The organism is Streptomyces sp. NPDC033136, assembly GCF_055578235.1.
Genome location: NZ_JBVIPD010000035.1, coordinates 20,373 through 42,071, shown reverse-complemented (window position 1 = coordinate 42,071; position 21,699 = coordinate 20,373). Strand labels below are relative to the sequence as shown.

Annotated in this window: 20 protein-coding genes; 9 read left to right on the top strand and 11 right to left on the bottom strand. The window is 70.6% G+C overall.

The features are described 5' to 3' along the window. Positions 1–33 precede the first annotated feature (33 nt). On the top strand, positions 34–942 hold the full coding sequence (locus ACZ5TL_RS37390) for an aminoglycoside phosphotransferase family protein (protein ID WP_468595252.1): 909 nt from the start codon (positions 34–36) through the stop codon (positions 940–942). 142 nt (positions 943–1,084) lie between these two features. Here the strand turns inward: ACZ5TL_RS37390 and ACZ5TL_RS37385 are convergent, their stop codons facing one another. The 4 genes from ACZ5TL_RS37385 to ACZ5TL_RS37370 all read right to left on the bottom strand — a co-directional run bounded on the left by ACZ5TL_RS37385 (position 1,085) and on the right by ACZ5TL_RS37370 (position 5,781). Beyond that, complete coding sequence (locus ACZ5TL_RS37385; protein ID WP_468595246.1) at positions 1,085–1,636, bottom strand: HIT family protein; 552 nt, start codon at positions 1,634–1,636, stop codon at positions 1,085–1,087. An 809-nt stretch (positions 1,637–2,445) separates the two neighbouring features. After that, positions 2,446–3,864: a HAMP domain-containing sensor histidine kinase gene (locus tag ACZ5TL_RS37380; protein WP_468595245.1), complete on the bottom strand. Its 1,419-nt coding sequence runs from the start codon at positions 3,862–3,864 to the stop codon at positions 2,446–2,448. Next, the gene (locus ACZ5TL_RS37375) at positions 3,865–4,587 is read right to left on the bottom strand and encodes a response regulator transcription factor (RefSeq protein WP_468595244.1); all 723 of its coding nucleotides are present in this window, start codon (positions 4,585–4,587) and stop codon (positions 3,865–3,867) included. It lies immediately after the preceding gene. Positions 4,588–4,704: 117 nt separating this feature from the next. Further along, entirely contained in the window at positions 4,705–5,781 is a 1,077-nt protein-coding gene (locus tag ACZ5TL_RS37370) for an LLM class flavin-dependent oxidoreductase (RefSeq protein WP_468595243.1), read from the bottom strand. 181 nt (positions 5,782–5,962) lie between these two features. Between ACZ5TL_RS37370 and ACZ5TL_RS37365 the strand changes: the two genes are divergently transcribed. Continuing rightward, the gene (locus ACZ5TL_RS37365) at positions 5,963–6,298 is read left to right on the top strand and encodes a YnfA family protein (RefSeq protein ID WP_468595242.1); all 336 of its coding nucleotides are present in this window, start codon (positions 5,963–5,965) and stop codon (positions 6,296–6,298) included. A gap of 11 nt (positions 6,299–6,309) precedes the next feature. Here the strand turns inward: ACZ5TL_RS37365 and ACZ5TL_RS37360 are convergent, their stop codons facing one another. After that, positions 6,310–6,744, bottom strand: coding sequence for an ester cyclase (locus ACZ5TL_RS37360; protein WP_468595241.1), 435 nt, complete (start codon positions 6,742–6,744; stop codon positions 6,310–6,312). Between the two features lie 120 nt (positions 6,745–6,864). On the opposite strand from ACZ5TL_RS37360, the gene ACZ5TL_RS37355 reads away from it, so the two are divergent. Both ACZ5TL_RS37355 and ACZ5TL_RS37350 read left to right on the top strand, forming a co-directional pair. Next, positions 6,865–7,641, top strand: coding sequence for an SDR family NAD(P)-dependent oxidoreductase (locus tag ACZ5TL_RS37355; RefSeq protein WP_468595240.1), 777 nt, complete (start codon positions 6,865–6,867; stop codon positions 7,639–7,641). After that, positions 7,641–7,823, top strand: coding sequence for a hypothetical protein (locus tag ACZ5TL_RS37350; RefSeq protein ID WP_468595239.1), 183 nt, complete (start codon positions 7,641–7,643; stop codon positions 7,821–7,823). The genes ACZ5TL_RS37355 and ACZ5TL_RS37350 overlap by 1 nt, the downstream gene beginning before the upstream one ends. Before the next feature lie 39 nt (positions 7,824–7,862). On the opposite strand, the gene ACZ5TL_RS37345 is transcribed toward ACZ5TL_RS37350, so the two are convergent. Further along, the gene (locus ACZ5TL_RS37345) at positions 7,863–9,056 is read right to left on the bottom strand and encodes an RtcB family protein (RefSeq protein WP_468595238.1); all 1,194 of its coding nucleotides are present in this window, start codon (positions 9,054–9,056) and stop codon (positions 7,863–7,865) included. A gap of 171 nt (positions 9,057–9,227) precedes the next feature. Between ACZ5TL_RS37345 and ACZ5TL_RS37340 the strand changes: the two genes are divergently transcribed. From ACZ5TL_RS37340 to ACZ5TL_RS37330, 3 genes are all read left to right on the top strand, one after another. Further along, complete coding sequence (locus ACZ5TL_RS37340) at positions 9,228–10,049, top strand: DUF3558 domain-containing protein (protein WP_468595237.1); 822 nt, start codon at positions 9,228–9,230, stop codon at positions 10,047–10,049. Between the two features lie 119 nt (positions 10,050–10,168). Next, positions 10,169–11,083 carry a DUF3558 family protein gene (locus ACZ5TL_RS37335; protein WP_468595236.1) on the top strand — a complete coding sequence of 305 codons (915 nt, stop codon included), beginning with the start codon at positions 10,169–10,171 and terminating at the stop codon, positions 11,081–11,083. 112 nt (positions 11,084–11,195) lie between these two features. Further along, the gene (locus ACZ5TL_RS37330) at positions 11,196–12,527 is read left to right on the top strand and encodes a DUF2637 domain-containing protein (RefSeq protein ID WP_468595235.1); all 1,332 of its coding nucleotides are present in this window, start codon (positions 11,196–11,198) and stop codon (positions 12,525–12,527) included. Between the two features lie 42 nt (positions 12,528–12,569). Here the strand turns inward: ACZ5TL_RS37330 and lysS are convergent, their stop codons facing one another. Further along, positions 12,570–14,312, bottom strand: a complete 1,743-nt coding sequence (gene lysS / locus ACZ5TL_RS37325; protein ID WP_468595234.1) for a lysine--tRNA ligase — start codon at positions 14,310–14,312, stop codon at positions 12,570–12,572. Positions 14,313–14,461: 149 nt separating this feature from the next. Here lysS and argS point away from each other — a divergent pair, with 149 nt between their 5' ends. Continuing rightward, a complete protein-coding gene (gene argS / locus ACZ5TL_RS37320; RefSeq protein WP_468595233.1) occupies positions 14,462–16,234 on the top strand; it encodes an arginine--tRNA ligase in 1,773 nt (590 codons plus the stop codon). A 185-nt stretch (positions 16,235–16,419) separates the two neighbouring features. Here argS and ACZ5TL_RS37315 read toward each other — a convergent pair whose 3' ends face one another. Continuing rightward, positions 16,420–16,920, bottom strand: coding sequence for a DinB family protein (locus ACZ5TL_RS37315; RefSeq protein ID WP_468595232.1), 501 nt, complete (start codon positions 16,918–16,920; stop codon positions 16,420–16,422). A 69-nt stretch (positions 16,921–16,989) separates the two neighbouring features. Between ACZ5TL_RS37315 and ACZ5TL_RS37310 the strand changes: the two genes are divergently transcribed. Next, positions 16,990–17,775 (top strand): DUF4253 domain-containing protein, encoded by a 786-nt coding sequence (locus ACZ5TL_RS37310; RefSeq protein ID WP_468595231.1) that lies wholly within the window; start codon positions 16,990–16,992, stop codon positions 17,773–17,775. On the opposite strand, the gene ACZ5TL_RS37305 is transcribed toward ACZ5TL_RS37310, so the two are convergent. From ACZ5TL_RS37305 to ACZ5TL_RS37295, 3 genes are all read right to left on the bottom strand, one after another. Next, positions 17,741–18,973 carry an aminotransferase-like domain-containing protein gene (locus ACZ5TL_RS37305; protein WP_468595230.1) on the bottom strand — a complete coding sequence of 411 codons (1,233 nt, stop codon included), beginning with the start codon at positions 18,971–18,973 and terminating at the stop codon, positions 17,741–17,743. The genes ACZ5TL_RS37310 and ACZ5TL_RS37305 overlap by 35 nt on opposite strands. A gap of 223 nt (positions 18,974–19,196) precedes the next feature. Continuing rightward, positions 19,197–20,099 carry an SAM-dependent methyltransferase gene (locus ACZ5TL_RS37300; RefSeq protein WP_468595229.1) on the bottom strand — a complete coding sequence of 301 codons (903 nt, stop codon included), beginning with the start codon at positions 20,097–20,099 and terminating at the stop codon, positions 19,197–19,199. A gap of 106 nt (positions 20,100–20,205) precedes the next feature. Then, positions 20,206–21,693 carry a helix-turn-helix domain-containing protein gene (locus tag ACZ5TL_RS37295; RefSeq protein ID WP_468595228.1) on the bottom strand — a complete coding sequence of 496 codons (1,488 nt, stop codon included), beginning with the start codon at positions 21,691–21,693 and terminating at the stop codon, positions 20,206–20,208. Between the last annotated feature and the right edge of the window lie 6 nt (positions 21,694–21,699).

The following is a 21,699-nucleotide window of genomic DNA, read 5'->3' as shown; positions in this document are numbered from 1 at the left end:
GAGAACCTGACGCGGATGCTTTTCACCGTGAAGATGCACGCCAACCAGCTGACGGTGTCGCCTGAGACGGTGCGCACGTTGGTCGATCAGCAGTTTCCTGAGTGGCGGAGCCTGCCGGTCAGGAGCATCGCTGCGCAGGGTACGGTCAACGCCCTCTTCCGTATCGGTGACCGGTTCGCAGCTCGATTCCCTCTGGAGTCCGCAGAAGTCGAGCCGACCCGGCGCTGGCTGGAGTCCGAGGCGGAAGCAACTCAAATGCTGGCAGGTCGCACGCGTTTCCCCACGCCCGAGCCGGTCGCGCTCGGTGAACCCGGCGCAGGCTACCCGCTTCCGTGGTCTGTGCAGACGTGGCTGCCCGGGATCGTGGCCGCCGATGAGGACCCCGGCGAATCGGTGGCGTTTGCCCACGACTTGGCCGATCTCATCGGCGACCTGCGCGCTATCGACACGCGTGGCCGCACGTTTGCCGGTACAGGCCGAGGAGGCGACCTGCAAACCCATGACGCCTGGATGGAGACCTGTTTCAGGCACAGTGAGCAACTCCTGGACGTTCCTCGGCTTCGCCGTATATGGGCAACTTTGCGCGATCTGCCGCGAAGTGCGGCTGAGGACGTCATGGCCCATTGCGATCTGATTCCTGGCAACGTGCTCGTGTCCGCCGACCGTCTGGCGGGGATTCTCGACGTTGGCGGCTTCGGACCGGCTGACCCTTCTCTGGATCTCGTGAGCGCATGGCATCTGCTCGAGGCCGGACCGCGGCAGGTGCTCCGTGATCACCTGGGCAGCGACGACCTTGAATGGGAGCGAGGCAAGGCGTGGGCTTTCGTTCAAGCGATGGGGTTGGTCTGGTACTACGTCGAAAGCAACCCGGCCATGAGTCGGATGGGTCACCGATCCTTGGAGCGCATCCTGGCGGACAGTTCGCTTCGGTCATCGACGTGAGGACGATGGGCCGGCGATGAGATGGATGTCGGTCAGGCAGCAGCCTTCATCACGGCCGGGGCGATCGGTGCCCGTGCTGATCGTCGAGTCGGCTGCTTCTTCGCCCAGTCGACTATCCGGGCTCCCGGGACTTGAGATCCGGTCACAGCACCCGGAGTCCGCCGCGGGCCGCGATGCGTTCACGGATACGCGCGGCCATGTCGACGGACTCCTCGGGGCTCATGGCCAGCACACCGCCTTCGGCCACCAGGGCGTGGAACTGCTGCTGCTCATAGGGCACGTCCGGCGGCAGGCCGGCGATGTGCCAGTGCAGATGCGCGTTGCCCTGCTGGCTCCCCAGCGAGTACAGGTACGTCCGCTCGGCTCCCACGCAGTCCTCCACCGCGAGGGCGACCTCCCGAACGACGAGCATGAGCCGGACGTACGCCTCTTGGTCGAGATCACGAACGACATGCTCGACATGCCTCTTCGGCGCGACCAGGACCTTGCCGGCCAGGGTGGGCCACCGGTCGAGGAAGGCGACGTGGTCCTCGTCCTCGAAGACCGTGTGATGCCCGTAGTCGGGGTGCCCCGAGACAAAGGCACACACGAAGCACGGCCCACGACGCGCCCTGTCCTCGTAGGCGTCCAAGTCAGCTCGCTGCCGTTCCGTGGAGTTCCTCACGCGTTGATGCGAGGCACGGGGCGTGATCATCCACCGAGTATGGCGAGGCGGTAAATCCCGCACAAGGCGTCGTGGCCAGCCTCCAGATCAGCGTGGGCGGGGGGGCTGCGTCCCGACCGGCCGAAGGCACGTCCAGGGCACATCCAGGGCACATGAGCATGGGAAACGGCGTAGACCGATGAGAACTGCGGGGAGGTGTTCCCGCAGGTCAACGCACATCCCGCCAAAAACCCCAGGTCAGCACGCCACCTCTTCCAATCGCTGCACGAGTGGCAGGACTTCTCGCACCGGCTGCATGAGGCGGGGCATCAGCCCTATTGCCTGGTGTGGCCCTGAGCTGGGGTTTCGGTGGTCGTGGGCGGGGCCTTCGGGCCTCGCCCTTTTTGGTGCCGGGGAGGGGTCGTCGGGTGGCCACGGCACCTTGAGGGCACTTGGCTTCCGAGGACGCACCAATATGGCCCGGCACACCGGCCTTGCTCGGGGTTACCGCGAGGCCGGTGCCGCCGAGGACTTCGCGATTCACTGTGAGTCGGGGGTAGTTGACGAGGATGGTGGCGTTGGCGACGAAGGCGAGGAGTTCACCGCCGCAGGCGCTCGTCGCTCTCACCCGCAGCTGTCATGCCCCGGGATGCACGGCTCGGCTCCACCCTGGCTGGAGGCCACCAGAGTGTTCCCCACACGGGTACTTGCCGGTGCTCCGCTGGCTCCGGTGCTTCTCGTCAGAGCTGACCTTCGCGCGCGTGACCGATGACGAGCGGTTGCGGGCCTACGCGGACCTCAACTCGCGTGCGTACGGGTTCCGTCGGAGGACGGGTGGCACGGGATCGCCCGCTCCTCGTTCAGTCCGGCCCGCCGCCCACCGTGAACCCGATCACCGTCCCGCCCCCGTCCCGCCGGAGGGCGAACGGCGCTCCCCCGTGCGCGAGAGCCACCTCGCGGACGATGGACAGCCCCAGGCCGGAACCCGGCAGGGAGCGGGCGTCGGCGGCACGGTAGAAGCGGTCGAAGACGCGGTCGAGGTCACGCTCGGATATGCCGGGCCCGCGGTCGAGGACCTCGACCCGGATCGTGCCGGGCCGGGCGAGCCCGGACACGGCGATCTCGATCGGGGCCCTGCCGCCCTGGTCGAACTTCACCGCGTTCTCCACGAGGTTGGACAGCGCCCGGGTCAGCATCCCGGGACGCCCGTCGGTCGTGGTGTCGCCGCTCGAGCGCAGCACGAACTCCCGGCCGCTGCGGCGCCGGGCGAGCCCCGCCACCTCCTCCGCGATGCCGGCCAGGTCCACCCGCCGCGGCGGCTCGTTGTCGGACTGCCCGGCCGCGAGGTCGACCAGCTCGTTCACCAGGTCGGTCAGCTCCAGGGCCTCCTGGCCCAGGTCGGCGACCAGTTCATCCCGGGTGCCGGGCGGCAGCTCGTCGATCCGGCGGAGCAGGGAGATGTTCGTACGCAGCGAGGTCAGCGGCGTACGCAGTTCGTGGCCCGCGTCCTGGACCAGGCGGCGCTGGTCCTCCTCGGACTGGGCGAGCCGGCCCAGCATGCGGTCGAAGGCCCGGCCCAGCCGCCCCACCTCGTCGTGCCCGGCCACGGGCACCTGGATGCCCAGCCGGCGGGTACGGGCGACGTCCTCGGCTGCGTCGGTGAGCACGACCAGACGGCGCGTGATCCGCCGGGCCAGCCACCAGCCGAACAGGCCCGCGCCGACCACCACCGCGGCCATCAGAACCAGCGTCCGCTGCTGCAGCGCCCGCAGCAGATCCTCGACGTCGCTGAACTCCTGCGCGATCTGCACCGCGCCCCGGCCGCCGCCGAGGGAGACGGTCGCGACCCGGTAGACGTCGTCGCCCACGTCGACGTCCTTGTGCTGGACGACCCGCCCGGACGAGGCCGCCGCGGCGATCCGCACATCGGCACCGGTGACCGGCAGCCCCGGACTGCCCGGGTCGACGACATGCCCGTCCGGGCCGAGCACCTGTACGTCCGTCCGGGCGGGCCGCACCAGGTCGTGGCCCGGCGCGGCGGACGAGAAGTCGCCGGGCGTCATGTGGTTCTGCCGTACCTCGTCCCGCAGGTCCTGCACGACCTCGTCGAACACCGTCTGCTGGTCCACCCGCACCAGCCGCGCGGCCGCGCCGTAGGACAGGATGCCGACCAGGACCGTCACGGCCGCCGTCACCGCCGCGAACGACACCGCGAACGTGGTGCGCAGCGAGACCAGCTTCGGCCGCGGCCCGGCCAGCAGCCGGCGCGGGCGGCCCACTCAGCCCTCCCGCAGTACGTAACCCACGCCGCGCACCGTGTGGATCAGCTGCGGCGCGCCCGGCTCGTCGAGCTTGCGGCGCAGATAGCCGACGTAGACGGCGAGGTTCTTCGAGCCGGGGCCGAAGTCGTAGCCCCAGATGCGGTCGTAGATCGTCGAGTGGTCGAGGACGATGCCCGTGTTGCGGACCAGCAGCTCCAGCAGCTCGAACTCGGTGCGGGTCAGCTCCAGCTCGCGCGTGCCCCGCCAGGCCCGGCGGGCCTGCGGGTCCATGCGGATCCCGGCCGCCTCGACGAACCGCTCGGGCAGCGGCCCGGGCGCCTCGGCGGGCACGGCCGCGGTCCCGGCGCCGACCGGGCTGGTGCGGCGCAGCAGGGCGCGCAGCCGGGCGAATACCTCCTCCACGTCGAAGGGCTTCAGGACGTAGTCGTCGGCGCCCGCGTCCAGCCCGGCGATCCGGTCGGCGGTCTCCACGAGGGCCGTCAGCATCAGCACGGGCGTCCGGTTCCCCTCGGCGCGCAGCACCCGGCAGACCTGGAGCCCGTCGATGCCGGGCATCATCACGTCCAGGACGAGGACGTCCGGGCGGTTGCGGTGGGCCTGCGCCAGTGCCTCGACACCGTCGGCGACCGCCATGACCTGGTAGCCCTCCAGGGTCAGGGCGCGCTCCAGGGCGTTGCGGATGGCGCGGTCGTCTTCAGCGAGCAGCACGGTGTGGGGCACGCCGTCCAGTGTGCCAAGCCCCGGGGCCCCCGGGACCGTCCGCGCTGCGCCGGATCGTCCTTCTTACTGCCCTCTCACCAGGGCCCGCGGAGCCGGAAGCCGGGCCCTGCCGCCCTCTCACCCACGGGCCCCGGCGAGCCGGGACGCGTGCGTCGGGGCGTCCGGCACGTCCGCCGGGCGGCCGGCGGCGAACTCCTTGCGCAGCACCGGCACGACCTCCTCGCCCAGCAGGTCGATCTGCTCCAGCACCGTCTTCAGCGGCAGCCCGGCGTGGTCGACGAGGAACAGCTGGCGCTGGTAGTCGCCGGCGTAACTGCGGAAGGCCAGCGTCTTCTCGATGACCTGCTGCGGAGAGCCCACGGTCAGCGGCGTCTGCGCCATGAACTCCTCCAGCGACGGCCCGTGGCCGTACACGGGCGCGACGTCGAAGTAGGGCCGGAACTCCCGCACCGCGTCCTGCGCGTTCTTCCGCATGAACACATGCCCGCCGAGTCCGACGATCGCCTGCTCGGGCGTGCCGTGCCCGTAGTGGGCGTAGCGCGTCCGGTACAGCTCGACCATGCGCCGGGTGTGGTCGGCCGGCCAGAAGATGTTGTTGTGGAAGAAGCCGTCGCCGTAGTACGCGGCCTGCTCGGCGATCTCCGGCGAGCGGATCGACCCGTGCCAGACGAACGGCGGTACGCCGTCCAGCGGGCGGGGCGTGGCCGTGAAGCCCTGCAGGGGCGTGCGGAACTTCCCCTCCCAGTCGACGGCCTCCTCCCGCCACAGCCGGTGGAGGAGGGCGTAGTTCTCGACGGCGAGCGGGATGCCCTGCCGGATGTCCTGGCCGAACCAGGGGTAGACGGGGGCGGTGTTCCCGCGGCCCAGCATCACGTCGACCCGGCCGTCGGCCAGGTGCTGGAGCATCGCGAAGTCCTCGGCGATCTTCACCGGGTCGCTGGTGGTGATGAGGGTGGTGGCCGTGGAGAGGATCAGCCGCTCGGTGCGGGCGGCGACGTAGCCGAGCATCGTGGTCGGGGACGACGGCACGAAGGGCGGGTTGTGGTGCTCGCCGGTCGCGAAGACGTCGAGCCCGGCCTCCTCGGCCTTCAGCGCGATGGCGACCATGGCCTTGATCCGCTCGCGCTCGGTCGGCGTCCGGCCCGTGGTGGGGTCGGGTGTGACGTCGCCGACACTGAAGATCCCGAACTGCATGCTCGCTCACCCTCCAGGTTGTTTAGAGTTCAACCGTACAACGGGGTGGTATCCGGAGCACGGCCCCTCGGGAGCACGCCCCCGCGTGCACAGTCGTCCGCGTGCACAGTCGTCCACGTACGAAGCCGTCCACGTACGAAGCTGCCCGCGTGCGAAGCTGCCCGCGTGCGAAGCTGCCCGCATGTCGATCCTGCGTTCCGCCGCCCTCTTCGTCCTGGCCGCCCTGCTGGAGATCGGCGGCGCGTGGCTGGTCTGGCAGGGCGTGCGCGAGCACAAGGGATGGCTCTGGGCCGTCGGCGGCGTCCTCGCGCTCGGCGCGTACGGCTTCGTCGTCACGTTCCAGCCCGACGCCCACTTCGGCCGTGTCCTCGCCGCGTACGGCGGGATCTTCGTCGCCGGCTCGATCCTGTGGGGCGTGGTCGCGGACGGCTACCGCCCGGACCGCTGGGACATCGCGGGCGCGCTGATCTGCCTCACGGGCATGGCTGTCATCATGTACGCCCCTCGGGGAAACTGACCGGAGGCGCCTCAGAACGGCTCGTCGGGCAACAGCCCCAACTGCCCGAGGAATTCCATCTCGTCGAAGTACATCCGGTAGTCCACGATCCGCCCGTCCCGCACCGTGGCGATGTCCACCCCGCGGAGATGGATCTCCTTCTGCGTCGGGGGCAGTGTCTCGCCGTTGGGCAGCTCCAGCGGCCCGGTGTTCCGCCCGCTGTAGACCCCCTCGTCGATGGCCGTGTCACCGGCCTCGTAGGCGTGCAGCATCCGGAACGTCGCCTCGGGGACCGCCTCCGTCAGCGCCCGCCAGTACTCGACGATCGCGTCGCGCCCGCGCAGCTCGCCCTCGTCGGGCGTGAAGGCGACCGCGTCCTCGGCGTACAGCTCGCCGATGGCCTTCAGATCGGCGTGCGTGGTGACCGCGTCCGTGAGCCGGTCCATGATCTCGCGTGCCTCGCCCATGATCCACCTCCGGGGATACAGGGGATCGTCCACCCCCATTCTCCCACCGCGGAGCCCGCCTATCCTGGCCGGAAGCCTCCGCACACCAGCCGGCCCGCCCACCACGCCCGAGGAGCTCCCATGGCCACCGCCGCCCCGTCCGCAGCCTCCCGCATCGCCGTCGTCACGGGTGCGAGCAGCGGAATCGGCGCCGCCACGGCCCGGCAGCTCGCCGCCGCGGGGTACCGCGTCGTCCTCACCGCCCGCCGCAAGGACCGCATCGAGGCGCTGGCGGAGGAGATCACCAAGGCGGGCCACCAGGCCACGGCCTACCCCCTGGACGTCACCGACCGCACGGCCGTCGACGAGTTCGCCACGGCCTTCAAGACGATCGGCGTCCTGGTCAACAACGCGGGCGGCGCGCTGGGAGCCGACCCGGTCGCGACCGGCGACCCGGCCGACTGGCGCCAGATGTACGAGACGAACGTCATCGGCACCCTCAACCTCACCCAGGCCCTGCTGCCCAAGCTGATCGCGAGCGGCGACGGCACGGTGGTGGTCGTCTCCTCCACCGCCGGCCACGGCACCTACGAGGGCGGCGCGGGCTACGTCGCCGCCAAGCACGGCGCCCACGTCCTGGCCGAGACCCTTCGCCTGGAGATCGTCGGTCAGCCGGTCCGCGTCATCGAGGTCGCCCCCGGCATGGTCAGGACGGACGAGTTCGCCCTGACCCGCTTCGGCGGCGACGAGGACAAGGCGGCGAAGGTCTACGAGGGCGTCGCCGACCCCCTCACCGCCGACGACGTCGCCGACACCATCACCTGGGCGGTCACCCGCCCCGCCCACGTCAACGTCGACCTCCTGGTCCTGCGCCCCCGCGCCCAGGCGTCGAACACGAAGGTGCACCGGGACCTCTGATGCCGGACACCGAACAGGAACGGGAACAGGAACGGCAGCGGGACCGGGACCGGGAACAGCGGCGCCTCGCCCAGGAGACGAAGAACGAACGCCACATGTGGTGGTGGCTCGGCTACTTCCTCTTCGGCATCCACATCGTGGCGTTCGTCATGATCTACGCGGTGCTGCACGCCCCGAAGTAGCCGGGGGCGAGGAGCGTGTCACCTCGTCCCACGGTCCCGCTAACCCTTCACGCACACGACCTGCTTCAGCTTCGCGACGACCTCCACCAGGTCCCGCTGCTGGTCGATGACCTGCTCGATGGGCTTGTAGGCGCCCGGGATCTCGTCCACGACGCCGGAGTCCTTACGGCACTCCACGCCCCGCGTCTGCTCCTCCAGGTCCTTGGTCGAGAAACGGCGCTTCGCCGCGTTGCGGCTCATGCGCCGGCCCGCGCCGTGCGAGGCGGAGTTGAAGGACTTGGCGTTCCCGAGGCCCTTCACGATGTACGAACCCGTGCCCATGGAGCCCGGGATGATCCCGTACTCGCCGGAGCCCGCCCGGATCGCGCCCTTGCGGGTCACGAGCAAATCCATGCCGTCGTAGCGCTCCTCGGCGACGTAGTTGTGGTGCGCGCTGATCTCCGGCTCGAAGGCGGGCTTGGCCTTCTTGAACTCCTTGCGGATCACGTTCTTCAGGAGCGCCATCATCAGCGTGCGGTTGTACTTCGCGTACTCCTGCGCCCAGAACAGGTCGTTGCGGTAGGCCGCCATCTGCGGAGTGTCCGCGACGAAGACGGCCAGGTCGCGGTCGACCAGACCCTGGTTGTGCGAGAGCTTCTGGGCCACGCCGATGTGATGCTCGGCCAGTTCCTTGCCGATATTGCGGGAACCGGAATGGAGCATCAGCCAGACAGAACCGGTCGTATCGGTGCACACCTCGACAAAGTGGTTTCCCCCGCCAAGTGTTCCCATCTGCTTGGCAGCCCGCTCCCCACGGAACTTGACCGCCTCCGCCACCCCCTCGAACCGCCCCCAGAAGTCGTCCCACCCGGCAGTGGCCAGCCCGTGGAACCGCCCGGGGTCGACGGGATCGTCATGCATCCCCCGGCCCACCGGGATGGCCTGCTCGATCTTCGACCGCAGCCGCGACAGGTCCCCCGGCAGGTCGTTCGCCGTCAGGGACGTCTTCACCGCCGACATTCCGCAGCCGATGTCGACGCCCACCGCCGCCGGGCACACCGCACCCTTCATCGCGATGACCGAGCCGACCGTCGCGCCCTTGCCGTAGTGCACGTCGGGCATGACGGCCAGGCCCTCGATCCAGGGCAGCGTCGCGACGTTCCGGAGCTGCTGGAGCGCCGAGCCCTCGACCGTGGCCGGGTCGGTCCACATCCGGATCGGCACCTTCGCGCCAGGTATCTCTACATACGACATAGCGTCCTCAATCCCCCGTGAACAAACAGAAGCCTTCAAGAGCAAATACCGGAGCCAAGGTCGACGAAAGGGAAATCGGACCGGCGTCCACGGCAGTGCGTGCGATAGACATTGTGTTCATCGCCCGCCCCACGGCGGCAAGCCAATATCCGTGTCGAGAGGAGCCACCACGTGCAACGGAAGGCGTACGCACCCGGCGTCGCCGCGCTCCTCGCGGCGCTGCTGGCCGGCTGCACCGGCGGTTCGGGCGACGGCAGCCCGACGGACGACTCCAACCCGGGCGACGCCGGCACGGCGTCGGCCGCCGCCGAGCCCGGCCGCTACCGCACGCTCCCCGAGCCCTGCACGGCGGTCGGCCAGAGCACACTCGACGAACTCCTGCCCGGCATCCGGCAGATCGCCGACGAGGAGCAGCGCGAGAAGGCCTACGAGGGTGAGGCGACGACCACGTTCGACACCGACCGCAAGGTCGGGTGCCGTTGGAAGGTCGACTCCCCGGAGGCCACCAACCATCTGCTGATCGACTTCGAGCGGGTCGTCTCCTACGACAACGCCGTCAGCGACGACAGCAAGGCCGAGCAGGTCTTCGCGGAGCAGGAGGCGTCGGCCCACCTGCCCGAGCCGACCGCCACCGGGTCGGCGGTCACCGGCAGTACCCCGGCGGGCGGTTCGTCCGCGGCCCCGGCGGGCTCCTCCGCGAGCCCCTCTGTCTCCTCCTCGCCCTCGGCGTCCGCCTCGCCGGCCCCGACCGAGCTCCAGCCCCGCGTGCTGGAGGACCTCGGCGACGAGGCCTTCCTCGACGACGAGCTGAGCAGCTCCGGTTCGACGGCCAAGCAGCGGACGGTGACTGTGGCGTTCCGCACGTCCAACGTCATCGTGACCATCGAGTACGCGGAGCAGCCGGCGACCGTCGGTTTCGTCCCGGACAGCAAGGAAATGCAGGACAGGGCTCAGAAGCTGGCCTCCGGGCTGGCCGATTCGCTGGGCGACTGAGGCCCCTTCACGCTCCCTTCACCCCTGCCCGCAAAGCCCGCGAAGGAGGAACACACCGTTGCCTCACCGCGTACCGTGACCACTCGGACCCGTTCCGACCGCAGGGAACCACGAGCGTCATGAGTGAAGGAACCATGCAGCGACGAGCACAGCGAGAAGTGGGGGCACCTCCCAGGCCGTCCAGGCACTGGGGGAGAGAACAGCGAGCGAAGCGCCGCAACCGCGTCCTTGTCTGCGCGGCCGCCGTCCCCGTGATGCTGGTCGCCGCCGGCTGCTCCTCGGACTCCGGCTCCGGCGACAGCACGGACAAGGCCGCGAAGGCCGCCGCCTCGGCGTCCGCGAGCCCGTCGCCGACCGTGCAGGCGGCGAAGTACGGGAAGCTTCCGGAGCCGTGCAAGGTGCTCTCGAAGAAGACGCTGGAGGACCTCGCCCCGGAGAGCAAGTCCGGCAAGGAAGGCAAGTCGGACGATATCTCGACACGCGGTAACTGCTCCTGGAGCAGCCTCGACAACAACGGGGTGAAGGGCTCGCAGTTCCGCTGGCTGAACGTGTCGCTGCTGCGTTTCGAGTCGGACGTCACCCGCGGCCCGGCCGACAAGCTGGCCCAGGAGTACTACGAGAAGCAGATCCAGGACGCCCAGGCCGTGGAGGGCGCCAAGAGCGCCAAGTCGGAGCCGGTGACCGGTACGGGTGACCAGGCGACGGCCGTGCAGTACGACCTGAAGAAGAAGGAAGGCACCTTCAAGCAGCAGACGGTCGTGGCACGCGTCGAGAACGTCGTCGTCACCCTCGACTACAACGGCGCGGGCCTGGCGGGCGACAAGACCCCGAGCGCCGCCGATCTGCTGAAGGACGCGAAGAAGGCCGCCAAGGAGGTCGTGAACGCGGTGTCCGAGGCGAACGGCACGGGCGGTGGCAAGGCGACCGGCACGCCGTCGAAGTCCCCCTCGAAGTCGGCGTCCAAGGAAGCCGGTGACGAGCCCTCGAAGGGCGCGTCGACATCGCCGTCCGAGAAGCCCATAGCGAAGAGCTGAGCGAGACCGACGGGATCCGGCCACCCGTCCCCCGCACATGTGTGCCACTCTGTTGCGCGCAACAGCATGCAAGGGGAGGGGAGTACGGGTGGCCGCGCCACAGCTGACTCGGATGCACCGCGTTCTCATCGGCGTGGTCGTGGCCGGTGCCGTGATCATCGCCGGCATCGGCTTCGCCGGTTCGTACGCGGCGGTCCGCGAGTTGGCCCTCAAGAAGGGCTTCGGGAACTTCTCCTACGTCTTCCCGATCGGCATCGACGCGGGCATCTGCGTCCTGCTGGCCCTGGACCTGCTCCTCACCTGGATCAGGATCCCGTTCCCGCTGCTGCGCCAGACGGCGTGGCTCCTGACGGCGGCCACGATCGCGTTCAACGGCGCGGCGGCGTGGCCGGATCCGCTCGGTGTGGGCATGCACGCGGTGATCCCGATCCTGTTCGTGGTCGCGGTCGAGGCGGCCCGCCACGCGATCGGCCGCATCGCCGACATCACGGCCGACAAGCACATGGAGGGCGTCCGCCTCACCCGCTGGCTCCTCTCCCCCGTCCCCACGTTCCTCCTCTGGCGCCGCATGAAGCTGTGGGAGCTCCGCTCCTACGACCAGGTCATCAAGCTGGAGCAGGAACGTCTCGTCTATCAGGCGCGGCTGCGGTCGCGGTTCGGGCGGGCCTGGCGGCGCAAGGCTCCGGTGGAGTCCTTGATGCCGCTGCGGCTGGCGAAGTACGGGGTTCCGCTGGCGGAAACCGCCCCGGCGGGCCTGGCGGCGGCGGGTATCGAGCCCGCGCTGATCCCACCGGCGCCGCGGCAGGCTCTGGACGCGGCCGCTCCGGCGGCCGATGCGGCTGTGGCCGATGCGCCTGCGGGCGGTCGCGGCGCCGGGGCGGTGCCCGTCCCCCGGCAAGCGGCGCCGCGCGGGGAGCAGCGCCGGGAGCTCGACGGCGGCCCCGAGGCAGACCAGTTCGGCTACGAGCCCGAACCGGGCCCCGAGCAGAGCCCGTGGTTCAACGCCCCTCGTGAGGTCGCGTACCAGGGCGGCTACGACCCGGCCTACGACCCAGAGCGGTACGCCCAGTGGATCGCCGAAGAGCAAGAGGCCGAGCAGTACCAGCGGCCGTACGAGCCGGAGCCTTCCCCGGAGGACACCGGCAGCTTCCCCATCCCGGTCGGCCCCAACCGCACCCGCGAGCTCGGCGAAGGCGGCGGCACCCCGTCGGTCTCCGACCCTGCCTCAGTGCCTGGCTCCGCGCCCGCCTCCGAGCCGGACGAGGAGTCCTGCTACCAGGTCTTCAAGCAGTCGATCAACGGCAGCTACCCCACTCCGAACCAGCTCGTCGACAACCTGGAAGCGGAATACGGCATTCGCGTGGACACCACGGAAGCCAAGCGCATGGTCGACCGCTTCAGCAGCCGCCATTACAAGGAACTGGAAGAAGAGCACATCGCATGAGGAAGGGGCCCCGCGGACAGGGCCCCTTCTTCACGCCGACGGCTACTCCCCGAGCAGGGACCGCACCCGGTCCTGCCCCACCGCCAGCAGCAGCGTGGGCAGCCGCGGCCCGGTGTCCCGGCCCACCAGCAGGTGGTACAGCAGCGCGAAGAAGGACCGCTGGGCGGTCTTGATCTCCGGCGGCAGCTCCTTCGGTGTCGCGTCGGCGGAGAACCCGGCCTGCACCTTCGGCACGCCGTAGACGAGGTGGGTCAGCCCGTCCAGCGACCAGTGGCCGGCCAGTCCGTCGAGCAGCAGCCGCAGCGACTCGCGCCCCTGCTCGTCGAGCGACTTCAGCAGTTCGCCGTCGGGCTCGTCCCGCACGATGGTCCGCTGGTCGGCGGGCACGTGCGTGTTGATCCAGGCCTCGGCCTTGTCGTACCGGGGGCGGGCCTCGTCGAGCGCGCTCAGCGGCTGCTCCGGGTCGAGCTCGCTGAGGATGCGCAGCGCCTGGTCCTCGTGCCCGGCGGTGATGTCCGCGACGGACGCCAGCGTCCGGTACGGCAGCGGCCGGGGCGTGCGCGGCAGCTCACGGGTGGCCGTGCGCACCGCACGCGCGTGTGCGGCGACATCGCCCGGCAGCGCGCCACCGTCGGCGACCTTGGCGTCCAGCCGGTCCCACTCGTCGTAGAGCCGCTGGATCTCCTGGTCGAAAGCGACCTTGAAGGACTGGTTGGGCCGGCGCCGGGCGTAGAGCCAGCGCAGCAGTTGCGGCTCCATGATCTTCAGGGCGTCGGCCGGGGTGGGCACGCCGCCCTTGGAGGACGACATCTTCGCCATGCCGGAGATACCGACGAAGGCGTACATCGGGCCGATCGGCTGCTTGCCGCCGAAGATCCCGACGATCTGCCCGCCGACCTGGAAGGAGGACCCCGGGGAGGAGTGGTCGACACCGGAGGGCTCGAACACGACCCCCTCGTACGCCCAGCGCATCGGCCAGTCGACCTTCCAGACCAGCTTGCCGCGGTTGAACTCGCTGAGCCGGACCGTCTCCGAGAAGCCGCACGCGGTGCAGGCGTACGTCAGCTCGGTGGAGCCGTCGTCATAGGACGTGACGGTGGTGAGGTCCTTCTCGCAGTTGCCGCAGTACGGCTTGTACGGGAAGTACCCGGCGGAGGAGCTGCCGTCGTCCTCGCTCGCCGCGCCGGAGCCCTCCGCGGCGTCCAGCTCGGCCTCGTCGACCGGCTTCTGCCCCTGCTGCTTCTTGGCCGGGGCCTTCTTCGTCCGGTACTGGGCGAGGATCGCGTCGATGTCGCCGCGGTGCTTCATGGCGTGCAGGATCTGCTCGCGGTACACGCCGGAGGTGTACTGCGCGGTCTGGCTGATCCCGTCGAACTCCACGCCCAGCTCGGCCAGCGACTCGACCATCGCGGCCTTGAAGTGCTCGGCCCAGCTGGCGTGCGAGGAGCCCTTGGGCGCCGGGACGGACGTCAGCGGCTTGCCGATGTGCTCGGCCCACGACTCGTCGACACCGGGGACGCCGGCCGGCACCTTGCGGTAACGGTCGTAGTCGTCCCAGGAGATCAGGTGCCGCACCTGGTGGCCCCGGCGGCGGATCTCGTCGGCGACGAGATGCGGGGTCATGACCTCGCGCAGGTTCCCGAGGTGGATGGGGCCGGACGGTGAGAGGCCGGACGCGACGACGACGGGTTTGCCCGGGGCCCGGCGCTCCGACTCCTCGATGACCTCATCCGCGAAACGGGAGACCCAGTCGGTGGTCTCGGTGCTCTGAGCCACGATCGGCACGTCCTTCTTTCTGCATCGGGCAGCCGGTACGGTCGCACGGCTGACCGCACCATTGTCCCAGACCTGCGTGCGCCCGGAAAAACGGCTTTACCCGCATGGAATACTGGCCGTGTCTATCGATTCCCACGAGGAGAACGGCACCCTTACCTATGGCCTCGGTCACGTCCCTCAGCGACTCCGTCCACCAGCGCCTCGCGGCGGCCCTGTCGGCAGCTCTGCCGGAGGCCGGGTCCGCGGACCCGCTGCTGCGACGAAGCGACCGGGCAGACTTCCAGGCCAACGGGATCCTGGCCCTCGCGAAGAAGGCGAAGGCGAACCCGCGGGAGCTGGCCACGCAGGTCGTCTCCCGGGTCGAGTCGGGTGAGGTGATCAAGGACGTCGAGGTGTCCGGCCCCGGCTTCCTGAACATCACGGTCACCGACCGGGCGATCACCGAGAACCTCGCCGCGCGCTACGCGGACGACACGGGCCGCCTCGGTGTGCCGCGGGCCGGGCAGCCCGGCACCACGGTCATCGACTACGCCCAGCCGAACGTGGCGAAGGAGATGCACGTAGGCCATCTGCGCTCCGCGGTGATCGGCGACTCGGTGACGCAGCTGCTGGAGTTCACCGGCGAGAGCGTGGTCAGGCGCCACCACATCGGCGACTGGGGCACCCAGTTCGGCATGCTCATCCAGTACCTGGAGGAGCACCCGCACGAGCTGGACCACGAGGCCGGCGGGGACCTCCAGGCCTCCGGCGAGCAGGCGATGTCGAATCTCGACCGCCTCTACAAGGCCGCCCGCAAGGTCTTCGACGCCGACGAGGAGTTCAAGACCCGCGCCCGGCGCCGGGTGGTCGACCTCCAGGCGGGCGACCCGCAGACCCTCGCCATGTGGCAGAAGTTCGTCGACGAGTCGAAGATCTACTTCTTCTCCGTCTTCGAGAAGCTGGACATGGAGGTCCGCGACGCGGACATCGTCGGCGAGTCGGGTTACAACGACATGCTCGCCGAGACCTGCCGCCTGCTGGAGGAGTCGGGCGTCGCGGTCCGCTCCGAGGGCGCGCTGTGCGTGTTCTTCGACGACATCAAGGGCCCGGACGGCAAGCCGGTCCCGCTGATCGTGCAGAAGTCGGACGGCGGCTACGGCTACGCGGCGACCGACCTCTCGGCGATCCGCGACCGCGTCTTCCACCTCAAGGCGGACACGCTGCTGTACGTCGTGGACGCCCGCCAGTCGCTCCACTTCAAGATGGTCTTCGAGACGGCCCGCCGCGCCGGCTGGCTGAACGAGGACGTGCACGCGGTCCAGCTGGCCTTCGGCACGGTCCTCGGCAAGGACGGCAAGCCGTTCAAGACCCGTGAGGGCGAGACGGTCCGCCTGGTCGACCTGCTCGACGAGGCCATCGACCGCGCCTCGGCGGTGGTCCGGGAGAAGGCCCGGGACCTCTCCGAGGAGGAGATCGCCGAGCGCGGCACCCAGGTGGGCATCGGCGCGGTGAAGTACGCGGACCTGTCGACGTCGGCCAACCGCGACTACAAGTTCGACCTGGACCAGATGGTCTCGCTCAACGGCGACACCTCCGTCTACCTCCAGTACGCCTACGCCCGTATCCAGTCGATCCTGCGCAAGGCCGGCGCCTCCCGCCCCGCCGCGCACCCCGAGCTGGAGCTGCACGAGGCGGAGCGCGCGCTGGGCCTGCACGTGGACTCGTTCGCGGAGACGGTGGCGGAGGCGGCGAGGGAGTACGCCCCGCACAAGATGACGGCGTACCTGTACCAGCTGGCGTCCCTCTACACGACGTTCTACGACAAGTGCCCGGTCCTCAAGGCCGAGACGCCCGAGCAGATCGAGAACCGCCTGTTCCTCTGCGACGTCACGGCCCGCACGCTGCACCGGGGCATGGACCTGCTGGGCATCCGGACGCCTGAGCGGCTCTGAGCCCGGCCCTGCGTGACAGGCCGAGGGCGGCACTTCCCCTGGGAGGTGCCGCCCTCGGGCGTTGGGGCAGGCCGCTGCTCAGCGGCGGTCGACCCACTCGCGCGCCCCGGCGCGACGGTCCGGGCCCGCTTCCGCCGGGTGACGGGAGACACCCGCGAGTGCTGCGATGCCCTGGGCTGAGCGCGTCAGCGCTGGGCCGTCGTGCTCGCGCCGTCCAGGGCCTCGCGGATGAGGTCCGCGTGCCCGGCGTGCTGGGCCGTCTCCCTGATCAGGTGCAGCAGGATCCGGCGCGCCGACCAGTACTCGGGCTCCGGCGGCGACCACGGAGTCCTCGGCAGGGCCACGCTCCGGTCCAGGTCGGGCAACCCGGCAACGGCCTCGTCCGTCCCCCGCGCGGCCAGGGCGTAACGCTCCAGCAGCCCGGCGAGCGTGTCGTCCTCGGCCATGCGGTACTGGCCCATGTCGAGCATGCCGTCGGGCAGTTCACCGTCGCCCCTGACCATGATCTGCGCCCATACCTCCTCCCCCTGAGCGAGGTGCTTCACGATGCCGCCCAGGGTCAGTTCGCTCACGGTCGTGCGCCGCGCGGCCTGGGCGTCGCCGAGTCCGCGGACGGTGATCAGCAGCAACTCCCGCTGCTCCGCGAAGGCGTTCATCAGGTCCGTCTTCTCCGGGGAAGTGGTCATGGCAGGACCGTAGGGGGCGATTAGGTCAGTTCATGTCCTCTGTCAGTGGCCGGCTCTACAGTCACCACCATGGCGACTCTTCCCAACCCGCTGCCGGCGCTGGCGGCCGCCCCGGGCGGCCGCGCGCTCGGGATGCACCTGCCCGCCGGGACACTGGTCGACGCGACCGACGACGGCCCCTGGCACGAGCCGTTGCTGTGGTACGCGGACGAGCGGACCGTGCCGGGTGGCTGGACGGCGCTGGAGCCGGCGCGGCGGGTGGGGCTGCTGCCGGTTCTCCTCGACGTGGGCGGCGGCCATGGCGGGCCGGACCGCTGGGAGTTGCTGCCCGGCGAGGTGTCGTACCCCGGGGACCACGACGTCGAAGAGGTCCTCGCGGAGTACTGGGAGGAGTACGCCGCGGAAGGCGAGCCCTGGCCCGGACCGGCCCGGCCGCTTCCCCGGGCCGGGGACCCGGACGTGACAGCGGCACGCACCGCGGACGCCCTGCTCGACGGCGGCGGCCCCCTCAAGGACCCCCGCCTCGCCCTGGTCCCGGCCCGCCGCAGCGCCGACGTCCCCACGGCGATCGGCTGGACGGGCCCGGCACACCACGAGGGCGACACGGCCCGGCTCAGCGCGGTACTGCGCTCCTGGGAGGACCGCTTCGGCATACGGGTCGTGGCGCTCGGCTTCGATCACCTGCTGGTGTCGGTCGCCGCCCCGCCCACCACGACGGCCGACGCGGAGGCCGTGGCCGCCGAGCATTTCGCGTTCTGCCCGGACAACATCCGGCAGGGCGGCGACGCGGCCCTCAGGGAATACGCCGAGCGCCAGGTCCTCAACCAGCAGGCGTGGCACTTCTGGTGGGACTGAGCCCCTCCCCCAGCCTGCGCAGCCCCTCCGCGATCTCCTCCGGCGTCTGCGTCACGAAGCACAGCCGCAGGGTCGCACGGTCGGGGCTGCCGGCGTAGAAGGGGACGCCGGGCACGTAGGCCACGTTCTGCCGCACCACCTGCGGCAGCAGGGCCGTCGTGTCGTACGGCTCGGGCAGGCGGGCCCAGAGGAACATGCCGCCCTCGGGCCGGTTCCAGACCGACCCCTCGGGCAGCGCCCCGGCCAGCCCCGCGAGCATGGCGTCCCGGCGTTCGCGGTACACACGGGCGACGCGCGCGACATGGGCGTCGAGGTCGTGGTCGGCGAGGTAGCGGGCCGCGGCGAGCTGGTTGACGGTCGGGGTGTGCAGGTCGGCGGCCTGCTTGGCGACGGCACAGGCGCGCCGCAGTTCCCCGGGCGCCCGCAGCCAGCCCAGCCGCAGTCCGGGTGCCATGACCTTGGAGAAGCTGCCGAGCAGCACCGTCCGGTCCTCGGCACCCGGCTGGGAGGCGATCCACGGCACGCGCTCACCGTCGTAGCGCAGCTCTCCGTAGGGGTCGTCCTCGACGATCCAGAGCCCGAGCCGGGCGGCGATGGCGGCTACGGCGGTCCGCCGGCCGGCGGGCAGTGTCCGGCCGGTGGGGTTCTGGAAGGTGGGCACGGTGTAGAGCAGCTTGGGCCGCTCGCGCACGACGAGTTCCTCCAGCGCCTCGGGGTCGACGCCGTGCTCGTCGCCGGGCACGGCCACGACGCGCGCTCCGGCGAAGCCGAAGGCCTGAAGTGCCGCCAGATAGCAGGGGTTCTCGACGAGGACGGTGTCTCCGGGTTCGAGCAGTGCGGTGGCCAGGAGGGAGAGGGCCTGCTGGGAACCGGTGGTGACGAGCAGGTCGTCGGGGCCGGTCGGCAGGCCGCGCGCGGTCGTACGGGCGGCGAGCGCGTCCCGCAGCGTGGGCTCGCCCTCGGTCGTGGAGTACTGCAGGGCCCGCGCGGGCGCCTCGGTGAGCACCGTCCGGTACGCGGCCCCGATGCCCTCCGCGTCGAACAGCTCCGGCGCCGGCAGCCCGCCCGCGAAGTTGATCACCTCGGGGCGGGCGGTGACGGCCAGGATGTCCCGTACGGGCGAGCCGCCGACGGCCCGGGCCCGCGCGGCGAGCGGCGGCACGGCAGAGCGGTTGGGCAGGGGCTCGGCGACGGTCATGACACGGCTCCTTCGGCTGCGGTGACGCCTGGTGCCCCGCAGCCTAGGGAAATACTTGCCACCTACAAGAAGATTTCCGGGATCCGGACACCAGGGGGCACGGGGGCGCCGGTTGTGCTGATGGTGCCGGTGGTGCCGTTCTGCTGCTGGTGGTGCCGGTGGCCCGGACCGCGCTGATGGCCCTGATGGCCCCTGATGGCCCTGACGGCTCTGACGGCGCCGGTCAGCCCTTGGCTCCGATCGCGCCGTAGACGTTGATGTCCGCGTCCGTGACGTCGTTGATGTCGCGGTACCTCACCTTCTCGATCTCGTCGAGACCGGCGAGGAAGGACGCCTCGGGCTGCTCGGGGACAGGGGCCGCGTGGTCGGGCCGCCAGCGGTGCGCCGGGACGACGCCCGGGTCGGCGATCTCCAGCCGGCTCTCCGTGAAGAACCGCTCGACCTCCGCCCGGGAACGCAGCACGAAGGTGAACCCCCGCTCGGTGTAGGTCCGCTGGACCGCGCGGATGCTCTCGGGATTGAGGTCCTCGGTGAGATGACTGAGCACCAGCCGGCTGCCGGGGGGCAGCGCGTCGAGCAGCCCCCGCACCAGCGGGTACGCCTCCTCGTCCGCGACGAAGTGCAGGATCGCGACCAGGCAGAGCGCGACCGGCTGGTCGAAGTCCAGGGTCTTGGCGGCCTGTTCGAGAATGTGGGCCGGATCCCGCAGATCGGCGTCGATGTAGTCCGTACGCCCCTCGGGCCCGCTGGTCAGCAGGGCGCGTGCGTGCGCGAGCACGACCGGGTCGTTGTCGACATACACGACCCGTGCCGCGGGCGCGATCCGCTGCGCGATCTGGTGCACGTTCTCGGCGGTCGGCAGCCCGGTGCCGATGTCGAGGAACTGCCGGATGCCGTCCTGCTCCACCAGCGTGGTCACCGCGCGCCGCAGGAAGTCGCGGTTGTGCCGGACGTCGAGATACCCCCGCGGGTTGGCGGCGAGCGCGGCGGCGGCCGCGTCCCGGTCGGCGGGGTAGTGGTCCTTGCCGCCGAGGAAGACGTCGTAGACCCGCGCCGGATGCGCCTTGCTGCTGTCGATCCTCCTCCGCAGCTCGGCGGGATCCTGACTGAGCGCGTCACCGGACATGAACGTCTCCCTGAAGACTAGGTGGTTCAACAAGCAATCACATCGACGGTCAACAACCTAATGTCTCAAGCGACTTGATGGCGCCCGTTGCTCTATGACCGGCCCTTCAGGACTGGTCCGTGGTGCCCTCCTCGACCCACTTCTCGCCACCCAGCGGGAACTCGTACGCCGGGCGCCCGTTGTTGCCGCTCGTGCGGAAGGGCCGGCCCTTGTCGTTCACGATCAGCGTCCCGCTCCGGCTGCCACTGGACCAGCTCAGCTCCAGGTACCAGCTGACGTCGTACGCGGAGGCGTCGGCCGTGATGTAGTACGCCTCCGGGTCGGACTCGCTCACCTTGAACGGGAAGTCGGCGTGGCCCGCTTCGGGCACGAGGTCCGGGCGCGCGGCGTCGAGGGCCACCGTGAAGTACCGGGTCGGCATACCACCGCCGCAGCCCACGCCCGGATATCCCATCGCGTAGTCGTTCCAGGCGAGCGGCACCCGCTTCCCGGCCACACGGACCGTCAGGTCCTTGACGACCACGGTCTCCTTCCCGGTCCCCTGCACGGTGACCTTCAGGAACTGCTCCCCCGACGGCACCGCCCCCATCGCCGCCACCCAGCCGGGCGCGTCCTGCTCCAGCGGCGGCGGCACCACCCGCTCCGGCGGCAGATTCACCAAGTAGCGCTGGGAGCACGGATTCACCCAGGCGTGCGGTTGCGTGCTCACGGTGAGGGGGGCCGGGCCGGAGGCGGGCGCGGTGTCACGGCCCGGGCGGCCGGATCCGTGGGTGGGGGACGGCGACGCGGGGGACGCGGAGGCGGCACCCTTCGCCTTGTCCTTCCCCGCGTCCTTCTCCTTGCCGCCCTTGTTCTCGCTGCCGGCAGTGGAAGAACTTCCAGAGGGCGACACCGAGGCAGCCGTGTCACCGTCCGCGCGCCCGTCCCCGCCGGAGACCGCCGCCGGACCCCGACGCCCGTCGTCGTCCGCCCCGCCATCGGGAACGGCCACGGCGAGACCGACCCCGCCCAGCACCACGGCCATGGCGATACCGGCGAGGAGAGTACGGCGAGGGCGCCGGCCCGCGGACTCCCCGGCTTCGGCTCTCGCCGAGAGGGTCTCCGGCTCGGGCATGTCGTCGGCCGAGGCCTCCCCGCCCAAAGTAGGTGTGACGGCAGCAGAAGCCTCCGCACCCGAAGTCGGGGTGACGGCAGCAGAAGCCTCCGCGCCCGAAGTAGGTGTGACGGCAGCCGAGGCCTCCGCGCCCGCATCCGCAGAGACAGCGCCCGGAGACACCACGTCCGAAGCCGCAGGCTCAACCCCCGAAGACACCGCCTCCGAAGACCCACCGCCCCCCTTACGCCCCCGCCCGGCATCCGCCAGCACCCAACGCCGATGCAACTCGACGAGTTCCTCGCGCGACGCCTTGCACAATCGCGCGAGCCGCTCCACGGGCGCGTAGTCGGCCGGTACGGCATCCCCGTTGCAGTACCGGTGCAGCGTCGACGTACTCATGTGGAGCCGCTTGGCGAGCACCCCGTAGCTCAGCCCGGAGCGCTCCTTCAACTCCCCCAGCAACGCGGCGAATTCGGCCGCGGCCGTGCCTTCCGACACCTTTCC

Bases quoted from the DNA above. Each gene is read 5' to 3' on its own strand.
- ACZ5TL_RS37390 (WP_468595252.1), top strand. From the start codon at position 34: ATGCACGCCAACCAGCTGACGGTGTCGCCTGAGACGGTGCGCACGTTG.
- ACZ5TL_RS37385 (WP_468595246.1), bottom strand. From the start codon at position 1,636: ATGATCACGCCCCGTGCCTCGCATCAACGCGTGAGGAACTCCACGGAA.
- ACZ5TL_RS37370 (WP_468595243.1), bottom strand. From the start codon at position 5,781: ATGCAGTTCGGGATCTTCAGTGTCGGCGACGTCACACCCGACCCCACC.
- ACZ5TL_RS37365 (WP_468595242.1), top strand. From the start codon at position 5,963: ATGTCGATCCTGCGTTCCGCCGCCCTCTTCGTCCTGGCCGCCCTGCTG.
- ACZ5TL_RS37360 (WP_468595241.1), bottom strand. From the start codon at position 6,744: ATGGGCGAGGCACGCGAGATCATGGACCGGCTCACGGACGCGGTCACC.
- ACZ5TL_RS37355 (WP_468595240.1), top strand. From the start codon at position 6,865: ATGGCCACCGCCGCCCCGTCCGCAGCCTCCCGCATCGCCGTCGTCACG.
- ACZ5TL_RS37350 (WP_468595239.1), top strand. From the start codon at position 7,641: ATGCCGGACACCGAACAGGAACGGGAACAGGAACGGCAGCGGGACCGG.
- ACZ5TL_RS37345 (WP_468595238.1), bottom strand. From the start codon at position 9,056: ATGTCGTATGTAGAGATACCTGGCGCGAAGGTGCCGATCCGGATGTGG.
- ACZ5TL_RS37335 (WP_468595236.1), top strand. From the start codon at position 10,169: ATGAGTGAAGGAACCATGCAGCGACGAGCACAGCGAGAAGTGGGGGCA.
- ACZ5TL_RS37330 (WP_468595235.1), top strand. From the start codon at position 11,196: ATGCACCGCGTTCTCATCGGCGTGGTCGTGGCCGGTGCCGTGATCATC.
- argS (WP_468595233.1), top strand. From the start codon at position 14,462: ATGGCCTCGGTCACGTCCCTCAGCGACTCCGTCCACCAGCGCCTCGCG.
- ACZ5TL_RS37315 (WP_468595232.1), bottom strand. From the start codon at position 16,920: ATGACCACTTCCCCGGAGAAGACGGACCTGATGAACGCCTTCGCGGAG.
- ACZ5TL_RS37310 (WP_468595231.1), top strand. From the start codon at position 16,990: ATGGCGACTCTTCCCAACCCGCTGCCGGCGCTGGCGGCCGCCCCGGGC.
- ACZ5TL_RS37305 (WP_468595230.1), bottom strand. From the start codon at position 18,973: ATGACCGTCGCCGAGCCCCTGCCCAACCGCTCTGCCGTGCCGCCGCTC.
- ACZ5TL_RS37300 (WP_468595229.1), bottom strand. From the start codon at position 20,099: ATGTCCGGTGACGCGCTCAGTCAGGATCCCGCCGAGCTGCGGAGGAGG.